Genomic DNA, 14,535 nt, shown 5'->3' on the forward strand with positions numbered 1-14,535 from the left:
TTCAAACCACCTCAATTTCGTAGTCCCTGCCTGCAACGTACCCTAGTTGCTTCAGTCGCCGTTTGACAGTCAGTTTAGCCAGTGCCGGCATATTGTTTTTACTTGATAGATGCGTAAGGTATATGCGCTCGCCTTTGCCCTTGATGAGCTTAGAGAGGGCATCTGCTGTTTGTTCATTTGACAAATGTCCGATATGCGAAGCAACACGAGCTTTGACCGATGGAGGATAAATTGAGTGCTCCAACATGGTGGGATCGTGATTAGCCTCTATGATGTAGGTGTCTGATCCTCCCATTGCATCGATCATCTCTTCATCGACTTTTCCGGTGTCTAAGCAAACTGCTACTTGTTTGTTATAAGTTGAAACTGTATACCCAACTGGTTCAAGAGCGTCGTGATGAACAGAGAAGGAACTGACACTGAAATAGTCACCGTATCCCTCGAAGTCATATATCGTGTTCTGATAAGGATTGAGGATATTTCTATCCTCTTCATCCACCGTTTTTATGCTCTTGAATTCACCTTCTGTTGCCCATACATCGATTGAATATTTATCAGCCAACGGAAGCCCTCTAATGTGATCACCGTGAGCGTGTGTGATAAATATTGCGTGTATCCGATCGACCCTCACCCCAACTTCAAGCAAACGCTTCTCAATCTTTGTTTTGGCTACACCAGCATCAATTAAGATACTGGTGCCGTCATCAGCCGTTAAAGCTATACAATTCCCTTTGGATCCTGACTCAAGAATATTCACCTTCATGAGAGGTCATCGCTTTTCTTCTCTTCTTCCATGACCATCTTTTGGATGTTGATTAGTCCTACCATTTCCTGCGAAGTAGGCTTTTGAGGATCCTCGAAAGTAACTCCGTGTTCATCGAAGAATTCACCACGAGCAGTTTTATTTGTGATGCCTAGGTTCTTAAAATTCGCCTTGATTTGATCCGTCAAAGCTTCCCTTTCAGATGCTTCTTGATCTTCTTGTGTCGGCTCTTCAGCATTTTCTGAAGCAGGAGGTTCAGCCTTGTTATTATCTTCTTCATTCTTCTCTGCCGGCGCTTCTGGCGTGATGTCTTTGCGGTCTGGTTTATACTCAGGAACAGGTTCACCGCCTGTGATCGTCTCATCGTCGAATTCGAGACCGTACTGACGTTTTAACGCGCGCTGCTGTACATGCTTGCCGAACATATCAGCAGTGTATTTATTCCAGTTATCTTTATTAGCTCCCGTGAACATGTGACTAATCTCTTCACGATCCATAACCACCGTTACTGGGCGATAGTTGTCTCTATATGCTACCGAGTAAGCACCGATGATCTTGCCTCTCGGAAACGAAATTTTGTGCTTAGTTACTTTCATTGCTCCGTCCTCGTCCGATTCAACTATAAATTCATCATTATCGTGGACCATCTGTGTGTTAGGGGGCTGAAACCCTTCTTTTTCTCTAGCTTTTGAAAGAAATGCTTCTGCTGCGAATTGAATGCGGGCAGTGGTCCCGTACTTGATGAAGAAGATTTCATTCTTAAACGGATCCAGTCCGTAGTTAGCAGCTTTATGAGCAAACATGACAAACTCGGAATCTGTAGCATCTTTTGCAAACGTGTTCTTCATAACCTCAACAACTTCATTGCTAAACTGTTCTTTAATTTCCGGCGTTAATTGTAGATTTGACATCTATATCATCCTTCGGTAATACGCGTGTATTGTTTGTATGGCGGTGCACGAGATGTAGCTCATGGTCAAGGTTTTTGATTACTAGCCAGTTTTCGTAGTTAAGATTGTAAGAAGTAAGCAGCATTTTTTGAGCCTTTGTGAGCCGTTTACCGCTCTTCATCTGCTGTCACCTCTAACTCTTTGCTGGCAACAACACGACTCATAATCAGCTGTCCAGATGGACCTTTAAACTTGGTGATGCTCTCGCTGTTATCAACGATCGTAGGGGCTATAATGCCGGACTGCTCAGACAAGACCTCACGTAGCTCCAAGCCCGCTCTAATCGACTCTGATAAGGACAGTTTGTTGTAGTCCTTGCCATCCATCTGCACGACAAATGATGGCTTGATCTCGCCGTTTTTCTGAGTTTCAAAGAGTCTCACTGATAGAGTCTCAAAGAGGGCTTGTACTTTTTCGCCCTGTAGCTCGGCTTCTTTGGCCAAAAATGCTTTCACAGCATCCAGAATAAAAATGGACTCGTTCAGATCATCGATCGTTTGTTTTTTATGATCTTTGGCTGCGCTAACCTGATCATTTAGTCGTTTGTATTCTTGATGGGAACGAACCTTCTTTTGTAAATCAGGGATCTGACGATCAACCGCTATAAAAGCTTGTTTAGCTTCTTCTGGTTCCACATATTGCAATTCCTCAAGCGCTTCAAAAATAGCTTCTTTTTGTGACACCAGCGCTTTATGCTTAGTCAAATAGGTTTTCTTTTTACTTTCTAATACTTCTTCCGCCGTTAGTTTTGAATCTTCGTCCAACTCCTGCCCACAGCAACGACAATGCGTCTTGATAACCTCTTCCTTTATTGGACCCCATCCCTCTTTAGAGACATCAATCTTTGCTTTAACGTTCTCCAATTCTGAGAGTTTGTCTTTGTAAGGACGATTGGTCTTCTCAACGTTTTCCCAAGCTGTTTCAAGCTCACGGGATTTGTCTTCTAATTCCTGTAGCTGTTTCAAAGTTTCATCGTTGTCAGAATCTACTTCAATCATTCCAAGCATATTTTCATATGTCTGAATGGATCCGTCAGCACGATGGGCTTCCTTTTCCAATTTATTTTTGCGCTCTGAGTGTAATTTTTTGAGATCATCCAGCGTATACTTTTTGATAAGACTGGCTAGCTTGTCCGCTTGTAGTTTAGGCAATGCCGCTAGCACCTCTTTATTAGCAGGTGGGGTCACGTATTGCAGGACCATTGACCGCTGTTTTTCCCAGTGAAGCGTAAAGAAGTAATGCGGGTTGTACAGCGAAAAGAACAGCTCTTTTTCGAACAGAGAATCCACCAGTTCCGAGAATTCCGTCGCTTTTTTAGGGACCTCATTGATCCAAACCTTGTTCTTGCCTTTGACGATCCCCCGCTCGAGCAGAATGTCTTTACCGTCAACATTTAGAAGTAATGAAACCTTTGACTCATCAAACTCGTAATTAACAGGTGACGGATCCATCTTGCTTCCAACGGCATCTGTGCCGTATAATAACCAACAAGCACTAAACAAAATAGTTGATTTACCCACGCATTGTCGCCAGATATCTCTGTTACCTCGCCAAAGTTAACGTGGAGATGCTGGTGGCTTTTGTGGTTATTGAGAGTAAGTTCCTTAAATAATACCTTCAAAATACCCCTCCTAAAGTTTGTCAAATTCTTCTTGTAGCAAAGCGACTTCTTTGTCAATCTCATTGGATAAGGTTTCTTCTAAAGAAAGAACAAATCTTATATTATCCTTTCTCTCTATAAAACTTGCATAAAGATCATTTCCGTTAGATAAAGCGACTTTATGAATAGATGAACAGTGCTTCTCCTTTATCTCCAGCAAATGATCAACTTCAGCTTTTATTGCATTTCCTTTCTTAACCCGCTCTTCCATATAAAGAAGCGTTTTTTCGTCCAAACTCATTACCTCCCCTTCTTACTCATTTCTTGCTATCGCTGCATTGGCCCACATAACTGTCTCTTCAAGCTTAGTCATGGCTAATGACTTTTCTCGGCTGTTCGGGCATTTTCCGTCAATTAACATAGCCAAGATTAAAGCTTCATTACGGATTTTCTGGTACCTCGAAATTTGTTCTTGTGTAGGACTGTGATGCGTGAAGTTGTTTTCGATTTGCTTATTCATGGTTTCACCTCCTCAAATTAATATGAACATGCAGACAAACCAGCTTGCGATCGCTACGAGGATGATTGGAGCTTCGTACTGTTCGTGTGGATTTTTAGCGCTCATTGCAAGCGACCTCACAACGTCTGTTAAGCTCAGTTTTGTATGACATGAGTCGGTTATGACGGTATGGATTTAAGCTGCGGAATGATCCGTTTACCTTGCGTAGATAAAAGCTGATACGTGCATCTAGTGGTTTCATGAATGGTTGCCTCCTAATAATTTGTCTTGTATTTCCGTCATTTTTTAGCAAAATAAAAATCCACTTCTAATACCTCTGCAATCTTAGATAAGGTGGAAACGCTGGGTGTATATCTGCCGTTCTCTATGTCTGAAATGTAGTTCCGAGACATTTTTGTTCGTGAGGCCAACTCCCCTTGAGTCATGCCCGTTTTGTCTCTTTCATAACGAATACTTTTGCCAAGCTCTTTAGGATCGATCATGTTGTCACCTCCTGTGCATATTAATGTATTGTATTTCCGTCATTGAGTAAACTCTTAAAATCGACTAAATTAAAGGATTAGAGAGGATATATAGAGTTTTTACTTGTATATCCGTCTATTTTCTAAAAATTACTAGTATTTCCGTCTTTTGAGTACTTGTATATCCGACTGTAAAGGGTATATACTGTGTATTACAGTGATATAAATTAATTTCTTTAAAATCAAATTAAATTTACTTTAGTTAGGGGGAACCAAAAAATGTCAAACGAAAACAACATTAAAGAAATGCGGAAAGCGGCTAAATTGACACAGAACGACTTGGCTAAAAAAGCTGGTATATCAAGGTCTTACCTCGCTGATGTAGAGAACTTTAGGTATAATGCTAGCTTAAGTGTGGTAAAAAGAATCGCTTCTGTTTTAGGGGTATCTATAACTGAACTAGTGGAGGATCATGAGTCAGAGGAAATACTACTGAGGTATAATGACGATCAAAAAAATATGCACAAGAAACTAGATAATATTCTGCCTTTGTTGACAAATGTAACTGGCATATTCCACGAAGAAGTACGTGATGACTTAGTATATTATATTAGTTTAAGCGAATATAATTTGAGTGGGCAATTCAATACTGCGGACGAATATTATCATTTTGAGGAAAGATACAAGAAGTATCTAGAGGACAAAGAAGATTTTAACAACAAGGATATTGAAGAGCTCCAAAATGAATTTGATAATAAGCTAAATGCAAAAACAATCAAGCAATCTTTTGCAGATAATGATTATGAAAATCAAATTGCAATTTTAGAAGCGTTAGAATTTATCATCGAACGACATGAGCTCCAATCTCCAAATAATAATGAGCGTATGTTAATAAACTCAATAGAGCTCTCAGACGATGAAACCATTAAGAACCTGTCAATGACGTTAGACGGTAAAGAAGTAACTGAAAAAGAAGCACAAGCATTTATTTCTTACTTGCGCTCTGTTCGGCAATTTGATTCCGAATAGCTCTCAAATCTTCAACGTTAATTCCTAAAATGTATGAAACCTTGTTTAAATTAACCTCTTCGTTGCTCATCAGATCACCTCAAGTAATTACATCGTGACATAATCGTTTTTAAAGTCTCGTTTTGAGACATTAAACCTCTAACCTTGCTGTCCGATATATCCTTTAGATCTAGGGGGTAACGGTCAAATGCACACAAGGTTGGCAGATCTACGCAATCAACATAATTTAGGACAAAAACAAGTTGCGGATATTATTGCGTTGCCAGGAATACGTACGGTAATTATGAAACAGGCGAACGGCAGATGCCTTATGAATCATTGATTATGCTCGCTGATCATTACAGGGTATCGATTGATTACTTACTTAACCGCACTGACACGCCTTTCATGGCTGAGCGTTATACAGATGAAGAATTAGAAGTGATGCAAGAGTTCCTTAATTTGTACAAGTTTATCAAAAACAGGTACTAGTGCCCTCCTAAAGAGAGGGTTTGTTTTTACAGTATATACGAACATACATTCCCTGTCTAGGATAGATTTCACACATATTCACAATTTTCACCCCCAAAAGTCCTCGAAGTTAACATCATATCCCTCCTCCCTCAGAGTATTAAGAAGCTTGCTCCCGTTCTTTATCGACGGTGCATTTTCTGAGTCCTTACACAACCGACTGATTGTATTCCGATTTACCCCACTCGCCACGGACAAGTCTGTCTGCGAGATAGAATGCTTGTCTATAAACTGACCAAATTTGGATCTTTTTTTGCCTAGTCCCACGCTTATCACCTCTGGAAACAGTCATGTCCATTTATCTGATTTTAATACCCATCTATGTGATAAATGTAAAAGTAGTGTGAAACATGTACAAGCGTACCTGCATAAGATCATCCATAGCCGTTGCCACGGTAGGCAAAAGCGATATGCTTGTCTATCAACTTTAGTAGCTGCCAAAGCATCTACCACAGTCTCCCTACCGTGGTTTTCGGTTGATTTAAGTTGATATGGCAATAATCCCAAGATCTGTTTAAAGCAACGCAGAGGGAGCGTAAGCGAGCGACGTTTGCTGGCTGAGCCCCACCACTACATTGGAGGGATTTAGTATGCATGATGCGATTATTAATGGGTACATCATTGTTGTTGGTTCTGGCGTTGGACTTATAGGCATGGCCTTGTCCGAGAGAAGCACAGTGAGGCGAAACAGTAACTTGGCCAAAACCATTGCTCAAACCGTTGATTATGCCATACCATGGCTCACTATTGGCGGGCTAGTTCTGTTTGTATATCTAAACCCATTGGTGTCTTTTTGATGAAACGGCGTTATAAGAAAAATTTCATCGTCTACTCATCGACTGCTTTTACACAGCCGGCATTTGTCTGCATTACAAAAGCGGAAAGTACGAGAAGTACATCTATCCTAAAATCCATGATATTGATGTCACTGAGTATCGTTTGAGATACGTTTTTACGTTGCCAAATGGCATGGATCCAAAGGATGTTCTCAAAAAAGAATTCGTCTTTCGTCAGTTCTTCGGTCGCTCTTTAGAGCTTTCCGGAGACGATATAAAATCCTTCACGCTTACCATTTTCGACAGGACTCTCAATCAATCCTTTAAATTCTTAGCTGGTAAATCTGTCCAATTAATAGATCAAAAGGCGCTCGGTATATATGCAGGAAAAAATATTTATAACCAAGATGTGGTATATGACATGACCATACACCCGCATTTACTAATTGCTGGAGAAACGGGGTCTGGTAAATCCACTCAGCTCCGTAGCATTATCACTACATTTATTTTGTGTTTTGATCCTACACAATTACAGATATACATGGCTGATTTAAAGCGATCGGAGTTTCACCTTTTCAGACAGATAGCTCATGTTCAAAGTGTTGACGTGTCTGCTGAAGCTCTTAGGGGGACCCTGGAGGGATTGAAAAATGAGTCCTTACGTCGTGGAGATCTTCTGGATAAACATGAGGTCACACACATCCATGATCTGCCAGAGAAACTGCCGTATATCGTCCTGTGCATCGATGAGGTGGCATTGCTCCAAAGGGATAAATCCGTTATGGCGATCATTGAGGATCTGTCTGCTGTGGGTCGTGCGCTTGGCATCTTTTTAATTCTGTCTATGCAGCGTCCTGACAGCAAAGTAATGGACGGTAAGCTCAAAGTAAACCTCACTGTTCGTATGGGCTTTCGCACGGCTGATGCCATTAACAGCCGGATCATCGGCACCAAAGGATCTGAGCAGATTGAGTCTAAGGATAAAGGCAGGATGATTATTAAGCTGGAGCAGTTACAGGAGGTGCAGGCTCCTTATTTGAGTGAGGGTGAAGCTAAAAGGCTGTTAGCCCCTTACAAGGTGGAAAAGCCAGCAGAAGAGACCGTGGACACCTCCCCTTCCATCCCTGCTGATCAGCCTAAAAAAGAAAATAAAATATTTGGGGTGTTGAAGCATGAGAGACCGTGATAAGGCGATTGTGAGCGATTTGCAGAGGTTTAGGGTTATGAGCCGCGACCAGATTATAAAGCTTCATTTCGGGGAATTGAGGCAGTCAGTGAAGGTGTGTAATGCTGTGCTAAAAAGACTGCGTAGAGACGGTCGTATAAAGCAGTCACCGGTTATAATCAGTACTTTTATATGCCGGCCGAGAGCAAGATCAAAACGGACAGCACCAAGATGCCACACTTTATGGCCATCACCGATTTTTATATTGAATGCTGCAAACATGAGACACCTGCCCTCTTTGAGGTGGAGCCAAGCTAGGCGTTAAGGGAGGCATTGAACCGGATGTGCTGATGATCTGGAAGGACTCTCCCTTCTATGTTGAAATCCAGCGCACACAATACAGCCAAAAGGTCTTTGATCAAAAGGTGCAACGTTATGAATCACATTACTATGGAGGGTCTTGGAAATCATTTGATTGGCAACCTAGCAATCCTTATTTTCCGCACATATGGGTGATCACTGAAACCAATTACAATGTGGACCGTACATCTTTATCAATACTACAGTCACGATCTGTTAATGATCTGTTTGCTCATACAGTCTAAATCCATTACTATTGGAGTAATTAATAACAATTTATGGGAGGATTTCATGAAGAAGTATCTTTTATTTATAGGTATTTCGGTATTGCTTACTGGCTGTGTAAGGTATGAGGGTGGCGAGCCCGTTGATCCCGTGGACGAAGTTAATGATGACGCGTCTGTATCCGAAGAAGATGATGATTCCGAAAGCTTTGCTGATCGATTAGCTGAGAATGAAGTTACAGATGAAGAAATAGATGAAATCATGGATGATGGGGATGAGAGTGAACCTTCAGGCACATCCGAACAAAACCCAGAAATGGCTGCCGAAGACATGGACTGGTTAGTTGAAGACAACGAATATATAAATAGTATCAGTACGAGAAATAACGATGATGATTGGGAACACATTTCTGTGTATGTAGAGAATGATGTGGCTCTATATTCCGATGCAGAAAAGCAAGAACTTGCTGAGGATGTCGGCCTCGGAATAACAACGATGGTTGAAACTTGGGGATATGACTCACCGAGAGTAACATTCTATTATCGAGATGATTCTGTAATGGCTGAATCAGATTTCTTTAATGAGGGGTATGAAATTAATGAGTGAGGTGTCACTGTATGGATTTGAATAGAATTAAAAGCACTGTAAATGCACGAATTATTAATTTGGATAATGATTATGAAATTGCATCCATAGGGATATCTAGTTATGGTAAATATAATAGAATATCAAAGTCACATAAGAGATTGAATAGTATTGTTGGAAGTAATAGTGCTGCATATCTTGATTTAGAAGACTACGGCTTAGAAGAGTGCATCCTGGTCTACGGTCAACAAATTGAAAACGAGGATCAAGGTTTGCACCGCTTAGAAATTAGTGATGAGTTAATTATATATAACACTATAATTTTTTTCGGTAAAAACGAAAGTTATCTAGGTAACTTTCCACAGCAACAAGAGGAACTTCTACATCAGTTCCTTGCCAAGTATGTGTTAGAGAATTAAAAGCCCTGAAAAGGGCTTTTTCATTTCCGAGTATTATTTATATTTTAAATCAAAACCAATTTCCTCCCAAAAAGAGAGAATACAGTAAAACATACTGTCCAATACGGATTGGCTACCCCAGTTAGGATATGAGACATACAGTTCTTTAAGAATCTCGCCAAACTCATTCAAGAATCTGTTTAATATAGGATCATTGTAACTTATATCCATTTCATAAAAATGATCATATCCTAACAAATGCGCAACTCTGTATAAAATTCCGTCAGTAGAAAGAACCAATTCTTGCAAACATTTATCATTATCTTGATGTATTAGAAATCCTTCCTTTATTTCACTAACCTCAGAATTAAATTTGTCTATTTGGTATTCAAGTTCTACCTTTGAATCATATATCACATACTTATTGGCAGTTGGACTAGATAAGACATTAGCTATATATTCTCCCCAAATTATTTCAATTAGAGAGTAAATGCCGAATTTTACTGGATGATTACATTCATTCAATATGTTGGTGAAAAAAGCTTCGGTATTTTGATTATCATACACGTGTACTAATTCATGATGAATAAAATGTTGAGCTCTTCCTTGTTTCCAAACATCATCACTATTTAAATCATTTACTATTTCGCTATTTAAGAACATAGCTTGGGAAAATTTATGATTCAAGGGATATGAGATAACTTTTCCTGCAATTTCACCAGATCTATGCCCACTTTGCCCATCTTGCAGATACTTTTCTTGGAAATCAATTACATCTTTACTGATATCTTCAGAAACTACTACATCATTTAAGCTTGTTATGTCTAAATCTTTAGCTAGCTCCAATATCATATATTTTAAAGTCAATCCCAAATCTTCCTCATCGTGAATATTCATTATGATGTTCAACTTAATCCTCCTTACTCTCAAATGATTTAACCATTTCTTCACTTTGAACTTCCATTTTCATGTAATTCATTGTTAGTTCGAGCAACAACTTCAGGTCATCAATATCTTTATCTGGCCACTTTCTTTTAAAATGAGTTTCATCATTACCAATCCACGCAGCCTTTTCTGCATTGTCCCTGATTCTTGTGTTCTCGAAATTTTCTTTTATACAGGCCATCAAACTCATTTTCTCGATTCGTTCTCGATCACAACCTATAATTTCAATACTATAATCTTTGATTAAGAACTCAAGAGATTTTCTGTAACCCATTCCGGCAACATGGATAAGGCGGTCTTGTTCAGCTAAGTGAGCTTGATTATAAATTTCCTCGAACTCTGATGAAAATGACTTAATCTCATCTGCTACTTCTATACGTTCTGGAAAATTCGGCATCGAAAAATTATATTGCCAATCGAAATACATCGAATTTACTTTTTTGTAATGGCTCAAGAATAAAATATTACACTTATTATTGGTGCATTTGTGCACACATTCAACTAATTCCGTTGTTAGATCCTTTTGGATCAGAGCCATAATAAATTCAGGAATTTGTCTTATATTACAAATTGGACAATAATCTGGATGTCTGTCTAATGTAATAGTTGTCCTAGCTCGTGTTTGTTTATTCGCACAATCGATTTCAACAGCCATGGAACTCCCCCTAAAATTTAAAACAAGCCCAGATCTTATGATCACGGGCTCTTATATGAACAGTACACCATGTCCTGTTCGACTCTCTCAATTACAAATTTACAGACTTTTATACTAGGGGTCAATGAATTTTGGAATATTTTCCCGAATTTTGAAGAAGGATATGGAAGGGGACAAGATAAAGGACCTCAATAAAGCCCGTGCTGGTTATGACGCGGGCTTTATTACATAAAAAAAGACCCCCACAGAAGTGAGGGCTAATTGCTCGATAAACACCGAACAAATGATGGACTTTCATTGTATCATTATCGGACTATATTCACACCATTTTTAGCAGATGCAACATTTGCCAATGTTATTTTTCTTCCCTTTCTTTTCTACCCAAATGGTCGTCAATTGTGAACGAGTCACAAGATCATTTGGTTCTCGCCATTCACAAGACCCCGTTCAGTGTAGTCCTCCCAATCCTCTCTATGCACTTCATATACATCCGAATCATTTGGCATCATATCAATGTGCACTTTAAGCGTAATAAAATCAGCCATGCGCAGCTCTTTTTTCTCGTACTGATCCAACCACCTCTTGTCGATATGATCCCGATCAACAGCCCGTTTCAACATCTTATGTGCTGATTCCCTTAAAGAAGGACTGCTTGGCCAAAAAATTACATTCTTCAAATCTTCCGCCTCCTCATCTTTCATTGCAATGATTAGTGCATCAAGTTTTTCTTGAGTAGCTGGACCAGGAACGCCATAAAAGCGACCACTCGGACTACTGATACCATGCTTGCGTTGGAAGGATTGAACAGCTAATAGTGTCTCATCACCAAAATGTCCGTCAGCACCAAACCTAGGTAGTGATTCGCCTACAGCAATGAGCTTATCTTGTAACTCTCTTACCTCTTGTCCGCTTTTACCCATCCATACATTAGCAGGAGCAGGAGCTTCCTTTGCAGTAACCAACGCTAAAAAGCGATTCCAGGGGAAGTTTCTTCCGGGGCATGAAGTGCTGCCCACATCTCTGTGCCGCTGGAAATTGGAGTTAATTAGTGCAAACTCTTTTGCTGATTCTTGCCGAACGAACTTGGCAAATTCGATCAACAAATCATCATCCACATACTCGATGTCATAATTACCTTCTAGGCAATAGCCAAACGAGTCATGGTTATGACCGGCTGCATGAGCACCTTGATTCTTGCCACGAAGGATATAGGCTGTTTTGTCTTTGTGCATGTAATGCGTGTATCCAGCACCGCTCCAACCTTGTCCACGATGCTGATTGTGTACCTGTAAATACGAGTATCTGACTGCTGCGGGGTGATGGATAATACCGCGTCTGATGTTACGCATCCTAGATAAGTTACCCCAATTCAAACGGGGTGTTTGCACTCTGACCACTTTAAATCACTCCTCTCGACATAAAAAATATGCCTCATTTGGCGTTGGTTAGGTTCTGCCTTTTGAGCGCTTCTTTTTGTGCTTTACCACGTGCAGTCACATAGTTATTTTTAAACCAAGCAACAGCTGCGGCAATACCAGTAATAATCGTTGCAATAACCTCCGTGTGCTGCTCCTCGGTTCCAGGGATAACGTATAGTCCAGCTGATGCTAAAAACTGATTGATCAATGCCACAACTAGCACGGCCGTTCTAATAAAAGTTCCTTTATCCATCTTCATTTTTCATTCTCCCCTCAGTAATTTGGTAAATAATTTAGTAAGAACGTAACAATAACCGTTATAATGCCAGTGCCACCTAATGCGGCAGCACCTACACCAAACCAACCTTTAAGGCTGATGGTCTTGATTTCGTGCTCCTGAGCTCTTGATGACTCAATGTTCTCTAGCCTTCTACCATGTTCATTCTGAATTTGGTTTATTGAGGAATTGAGATGTTCCTGCGCTTTAGTAAGCTCCCGAATAGCTGCAGTATTGGAATCAGTGGTATCAGCAATGCGAGTGAGAAGCTTTTCTTGATTCTCTGCCGCACGATTGGTGGCGTCTGTTATGCGTTTAAACTGATCAACCATCTTGCGCTCAGTAGCTGCATCCCCCTGAATGATTTCTTGAGAGATCGCCATGCGTTCTTTTTTAAATTTGTCCCACGTCACGGGGTCTGTGCCGCTGCGCGTATTTGCTTGATCCACATAAACACCCCCGGTCCTGTGATACATAACATGTTGATGCCTAAAAACACCATTTGTCTTACTACTGTAATGAGTGACTCTGCTGTCAAAATAACAATGGCTGTATGCAGGCATAGCAACAGCACTCCTGCAAGTCCTGCCAGCACGTACAACGCCCATATTGTGGATTTATGCTCCAAAAACTTGATTAGCTGACCAAGACCCAGCCAGATTTGCAATAGCGAAACGAGTAAGAACAAGATACCCAGGAGGTCCATATCAAAATAACGCTGGATGTATTCGTATGGTCGTATACCGCTTATCTCATCTTCCGTCATCGTAATAAAGAGCACCCCAGACGGGGCGAGCCATGCCCCAGATACAAGTAAAAATGCAGCAACCACTTTTGAGATTGCTGCATCAGACCTGATATATGCTTTACCGTCTTCCATGTACCACCACCTCATTTCACCCATAAAAAATACGCCCTACTCGGCGTTGATTAGATTGATTAATTCATTGTATTCTGCTTCGCTCACTCGATCGTTAAGAAGGAAAATATCCAGCTTCATTTTCAAATCTTCTTTTTCATAGTTCCCATTCGCAATTAGTCTTTTACATGTTGTATACGTCATTATTAAAGCCCCATTTCTATAATTGATATTCTAAAATCTTGATCAACCAAGTAACTGTCTTGCTCTCCTTGCGATTGTTTGAGGTCTTTTATTTCTTGGAGTAACTGTTGTTCTTTGGCTGGAAATGAGTGCGTCCTTTTATCAGACACGAGCAACCCCTCCTAACACCTTCGTAATCCTTCGCACTTCGTCGCCGTCAGGCTGAGTCATCTCGAATTTCAACTCAATCTCTGCGGACTCTGACAACTGTATCGAAAACTGGTCTTCGTTGCCTTCGGTTTCCTTCTCCATTTCTTGATCGTTGGCAAATGCGGTGATCGTAACGTTGTCATCCCTCTGCACCCATACGATCAATTCGTCGGTTTCTCGGTTGATGCGGTAGATGGCGGTGGATTCTTCTAGTGGGATTTCTTCGCCTTCTTGCCAATGACCACGAAAAACTATTCTTGGGTTTTCTCCTTTAGACACAGAAGTAATAAGTGGTGGTGAATTGTCTAAGAATTTTAGGTTGAATTGCGGGTCATATAAAGAGTGAGGATGATAATGATCCCTTCCCATATCAATGGCTTCCAAGTTGCTGATTGTTAACCTTTTCCATTCGCCCCCCTCTAAGTAAGCAACATAATTAGAAGGAGCTGTATTATTTGGATTACCAAAAGCTGAAAATACAATATAAACATTGTTATCACTATCTACAGTTATAGAACCATTTGCCATACCGTTATTTGACAGTGATAGAACTTCCGTCTCCCAATTCTGCCCACCGTCCTCAGACTTACTGTAATAAATAACGTGATTGTCATAGTCCGCATGCTCACCATGCCACGCTACGTGT

Annotated in this window: 24 protein-coding genes; 7 read left to right on the forward strand and 17 right to left on the reverse strand. The window is 40.4% G+C overall.

Features of this window, described 5'->3' with window-relative positions:
- Position 1: 1 nt before the first annotated feature.
- The 7 genes from JCM19037_RS18280 to JCM19037_RS18310 form a co-directional block, all read right to left on the reverse strand.
- A complete protein-coding gene (locus JCM19037_RS18280; RefSeq protein WP_042403572.1) occupies positions 2-763 on the reverse strand; it encodes an MBL fold metallo-hydrolase in 762 nt (253 codons plus the stop codon).
- On the reverse strand, positions 760-1,674 hold the full coding sequence (locus JCM19037_RS18285; protein ID WP_052364047.1) for a RecT family recombinase: 915 nt from the start codon (positions 1,672-1,674) through the stop codon (positions 760-762). The genes JCM19037_RS18280 and JCM19037_RS18285 overlap by 4 nt, the downstream gene beginning before the upstream one ends.
- On the reverse strand, positions 1,643-1,834 hold the full coding sequence (locus JCM19037_RS27710; protein ID WP_042403573.1) for a hypothetical protein: 192 nt from the start codon (positions 1,832-1,834) through the stop codon (positions 1,643-1,645). The genes JCM19037_RS18285 and JCM19037_RS27710 overlap by 32 nt, the downstream gene beginning before the upstream one ends.
- Complete coding sequence (locus JCM19037_RS18295; protein WP_052364048.1) at positions 1,821-3,233, reverse strand: hypothetical protein; 1,413 nt, start codon at positions 3,231-3,233, stop codon at positions 1,821-1,823. Before JCM19037_RS18295 ends, JCM19037_RS27710 begins: the two co-directional genes overlap by 14 nt.
- A gap of 111 nt (positions 3,234-3,344) precedes the next feature.
- Complete coding sequence (locus JCM19037_RS18300) at positions 3,345-3,608, reverse strand: hypothetical protein (protein ID WP_152549140.1); 264 nt, start codon at positions 3,606-3,608, stop codon at positions 3,345-3,347.
- 18 nt (positions 3,609-3,626) lie between these two features.
- Positions 3,627-3,833: a hypothetical protein gene (locus JCM19037_RS18305; RefSeq protein WP_042403576.1), complete on the reverse strand. Its 207-nt coding sequence runs from the start codon at positions 3,831-3,833 to the stop codon at positions 3,627-3,629.
- Positions 3,834-4,111: 278 nt separating this feature from the next.
- A complete protein-coding gene (locus JCM19037_RS18310; RefSeq protein ID WP_042403577.1) occupies positions 4,112-4,315 on the reverse strand; it encodes a helix-turn-helix domain-containing protein in 204 nt (67 codons plus the stop codon).
- A 258-nt stretch (positions 4,316-4,573) separates the two neighbouring features.
- On the opposite strand from JCM19037_RS18310, the gene JCM19037_RS23425 reads away from it, so the two are divergent.
- From JCM19037_RS23425 to JCM19037_RS26025, 3 genes are all read left to right on the forward strand, one after another.
- The gene (locus JCM19037_RS23425; RefSeq protein WP_052364049.1) at positions 4,574-5,323 is read left to right on the forward strand and encodes a helix-turn-helix domain-containing protein; all 750 of its coding nucleotides are present in this window, start codon (positions 4,574-4,576) and stop codon (positions 5,321-5,323) included.
- Between the two features lie 187 nt (positions 5,324-5,510).
- Complete coding sequence (locus JCM19037_RS28795; protein WP_255357945.1) at positions 5,511-5,645, forward strand: hypothetical protein; 135 nt, start codon at positions 5,511-5,513, stop codon at positions 5,643-5,645.
- The gene (locus JCM19037_RS26025) at positions 5,627-5,794 is read left to right on the forward strand and encodes a hypothetical protein (protein WP_193744808.1); all 168 of its coding nucleotides are present in this window, start codon (positions 5,627-5,629) and stop codon (positions 5,792-5,794) included. The genes JCM19037_RS28795 and JCM19037_RS26025 overlap by 19 nt, the downstream gene beginning before the upstream one ends.
- Positions 5,795-5,881: 87 nt before the next feature.
- On the opposite strand, the gene JCM19037_RS18320 is transcribed toward JCM19037_RS26025, so the two are convergent.
- Positions 5,882-6,109, reverse strand: a complete 228-nt coding sequence (locus tag JCM19037_RS18320) for a helix-turn-helix domain-containing protein (protein WP_373901218.1) — start codon at positions 6,107-6,109, stop codon at positions 5,882-5,884.
- A 314-nt stretch (positions 6,110-6,423) separates the two neighbouring features.
- Between JCM19037_RS18320 and JCM19037_RS18325 the strand changes: the two genes are divergently transcribed.
- The 4 genes from JCM19037_RS18325 to JCM19037_RS18340 all read left to right on the forward strand — a co-directional run bounded on the left by JCM19037_RS18325 (position 6,424) and on the right by JCM19037_RS18340 (position 9,363).
- Positions 6,424-6,630 (forward strand): hypothetical protein, encoded by a 207-nt coding sequence (locus tag JCM19037_RS18325; RefSeq protein WP_042403580.1) that lies wholly within the window; start codon positions 6,424-6,426, stop codon positions 6,628-6,630.
- A 172-nt stretch (positions 6,631-6,802) separates the two neighbouring features.
- Positions 6,803-7,795, forward strand: coding sequence for an FtsK/SpoIIIE domain-containing protein (locus tag JCM19037_RS18330; RefSeq protein ID WP_152549141.1), 993 nt, complete (start codon positions 6,803-6,805; stop codon positions 7,793-7,795).
- A 630-nt stretch (positions 7,796-8,425) separates the two neighbouring features.
- Positions 8,426-8,965, forward strand: a complete 540-nt coding sequence (locus JCM19037_RS18335; RefSeq protein WP_042403583.1) for a membrane lipoprotein lipid attachment site-containing protein — start codon at positions 8,426-8,428, stop codon at positions 8,963-8,965.
- Between the two features lie 11 nt (positions 8,966-8,976).
- On the forward strand, positions 8,977-9,363 hold the full coding sequence (locus tag JCM19037_RS18340) for a hypothetical protein (protein WP_042403584.1): 387 nt from the start codon (positions 8,977-8,979) through the stop codon (positions 9,361-9,363).
- Between the two features lie 33 nt (positions 9,364-9,396).
- Here the strand turns inward: JCM19037_RS18340 and JCM19037_RS18345 are convergent, their stop codons facing one another.
- The 9 genes from JCM19037_RS18345 to JCM19037_RS26040 form a co-directional block, all read right to left on the reverse strand.
- The gene (locus JCM19037_RS18345) at positions 9,397-10,251 is read right to left on the reverse strand and encodes a hypothetical protein (RefSeq protein ID WP_042403585.1); all 855 of its coding nucleotides are present in this window, start codon (positions 10,249-10,251) and stop codon (positions 9,397-9,399) included.
- A 1-nt stretch (position 10,252) separates the two neighbouring features.
- On the reverse strand, positions 10,253-10,942 hold the full coding sequence (locus JCM19037_RS18350) for a DUF4145 domain-containing protein (protein ID WP_042403587.1): 690 nt from the start codon (positions 10,940-10,942) through the stop codon (positions 10,253-10,255).
- 407 nt (positions 10,943-11,349) lie between these two features.
- Positions 11,350-12,339, reverse strand: a complete 990-nt coding sequence (locus JCM19037_RS18355; RefSeq protein WP_042403589.1) for an N-acetylmuramoyl-L-alanine amidase — start codon at positions 12,337-12,339, stop codon at positions 11,350-11,352.
- Positions 12,340-12,373: 34 nt separating this feature from the next.
- Positions 12,374-12,619, reverse strand: a complete 246-nt coding sequence (locus tag JCM19037_RS18360; protein ID WP_307189872.1) for a phage holin — start codon at positions 12,617-12,619, stop codon at positions 12,374-12,376.
- 14 nt (positions 12,620-12,633) lie between these two features.
- Positions 12,634-13,086, reverse strand: coding sequence for a hypothetical protein (locus JCM19037_RS18365; RefSeq protein ID WP_152549142.1), 453 nt, complete (start codon positions 13,084-13,086; stop codon positions 12,634-12,636).
- Positions 13,047-13,541, reverse strand: coding sequence for a hypothetical protein (locus JCM19037_RS18370; protein WP_152549143.1), 495 nt, complete (start codon positions 13,539-13,541; stop codon positions 13,047-13,049). The genes JCM19037_RS18365 and JCM19037_RS18370 overlap by 40 nt, the downstream gene beginning before the upstream one ends.
- A 12-nt stretch (positions 13,542-13,553) precedes the next feature.
- Positions 13,554-13,700: a hypothetical protein gene (locus JCM19037_RS26030; RefSeq protein WP_193744809.1), complete on the reverse strand. Its 147-nt coding sequence runs from the start codon at positions 13,698-13,700 to the stop codon at positions 13,554-13,556.
- Positions 13,701-13,702: 2 nt separating this feature from the next.
- Positions 13,703-13,849: a hypothetical protein gene (locus tag JCM19037_RS26035; RefSeq protein ID WP_193744810.1), complete on the reverse strand. Its 147-nt coding sequence runs from the start codon at positions 13,847-13,849 to the stop codon at positions 13,703-13,705.
- Positions 13,842-14,535 (reverse strand): hypothetical protein (locus JCM19037_RS26040; RefSeq protein WP_042403596.1); only part of this gene is annotated, 694 nt, incomplete at its 5' end. The genes JCM19037_RS26040 and JCM19037_RS26035, both read right to left, overlap by 8 nt.

Origin of the sequence: Geomicrobium sp. JCM 19037, assembly GCF_000698105.1 — a bacterium.
Lineage (GTDB): Bacteria > Bacillota > Bacilli > Bacillales > Marinococcaceae > Geomicrobium_A.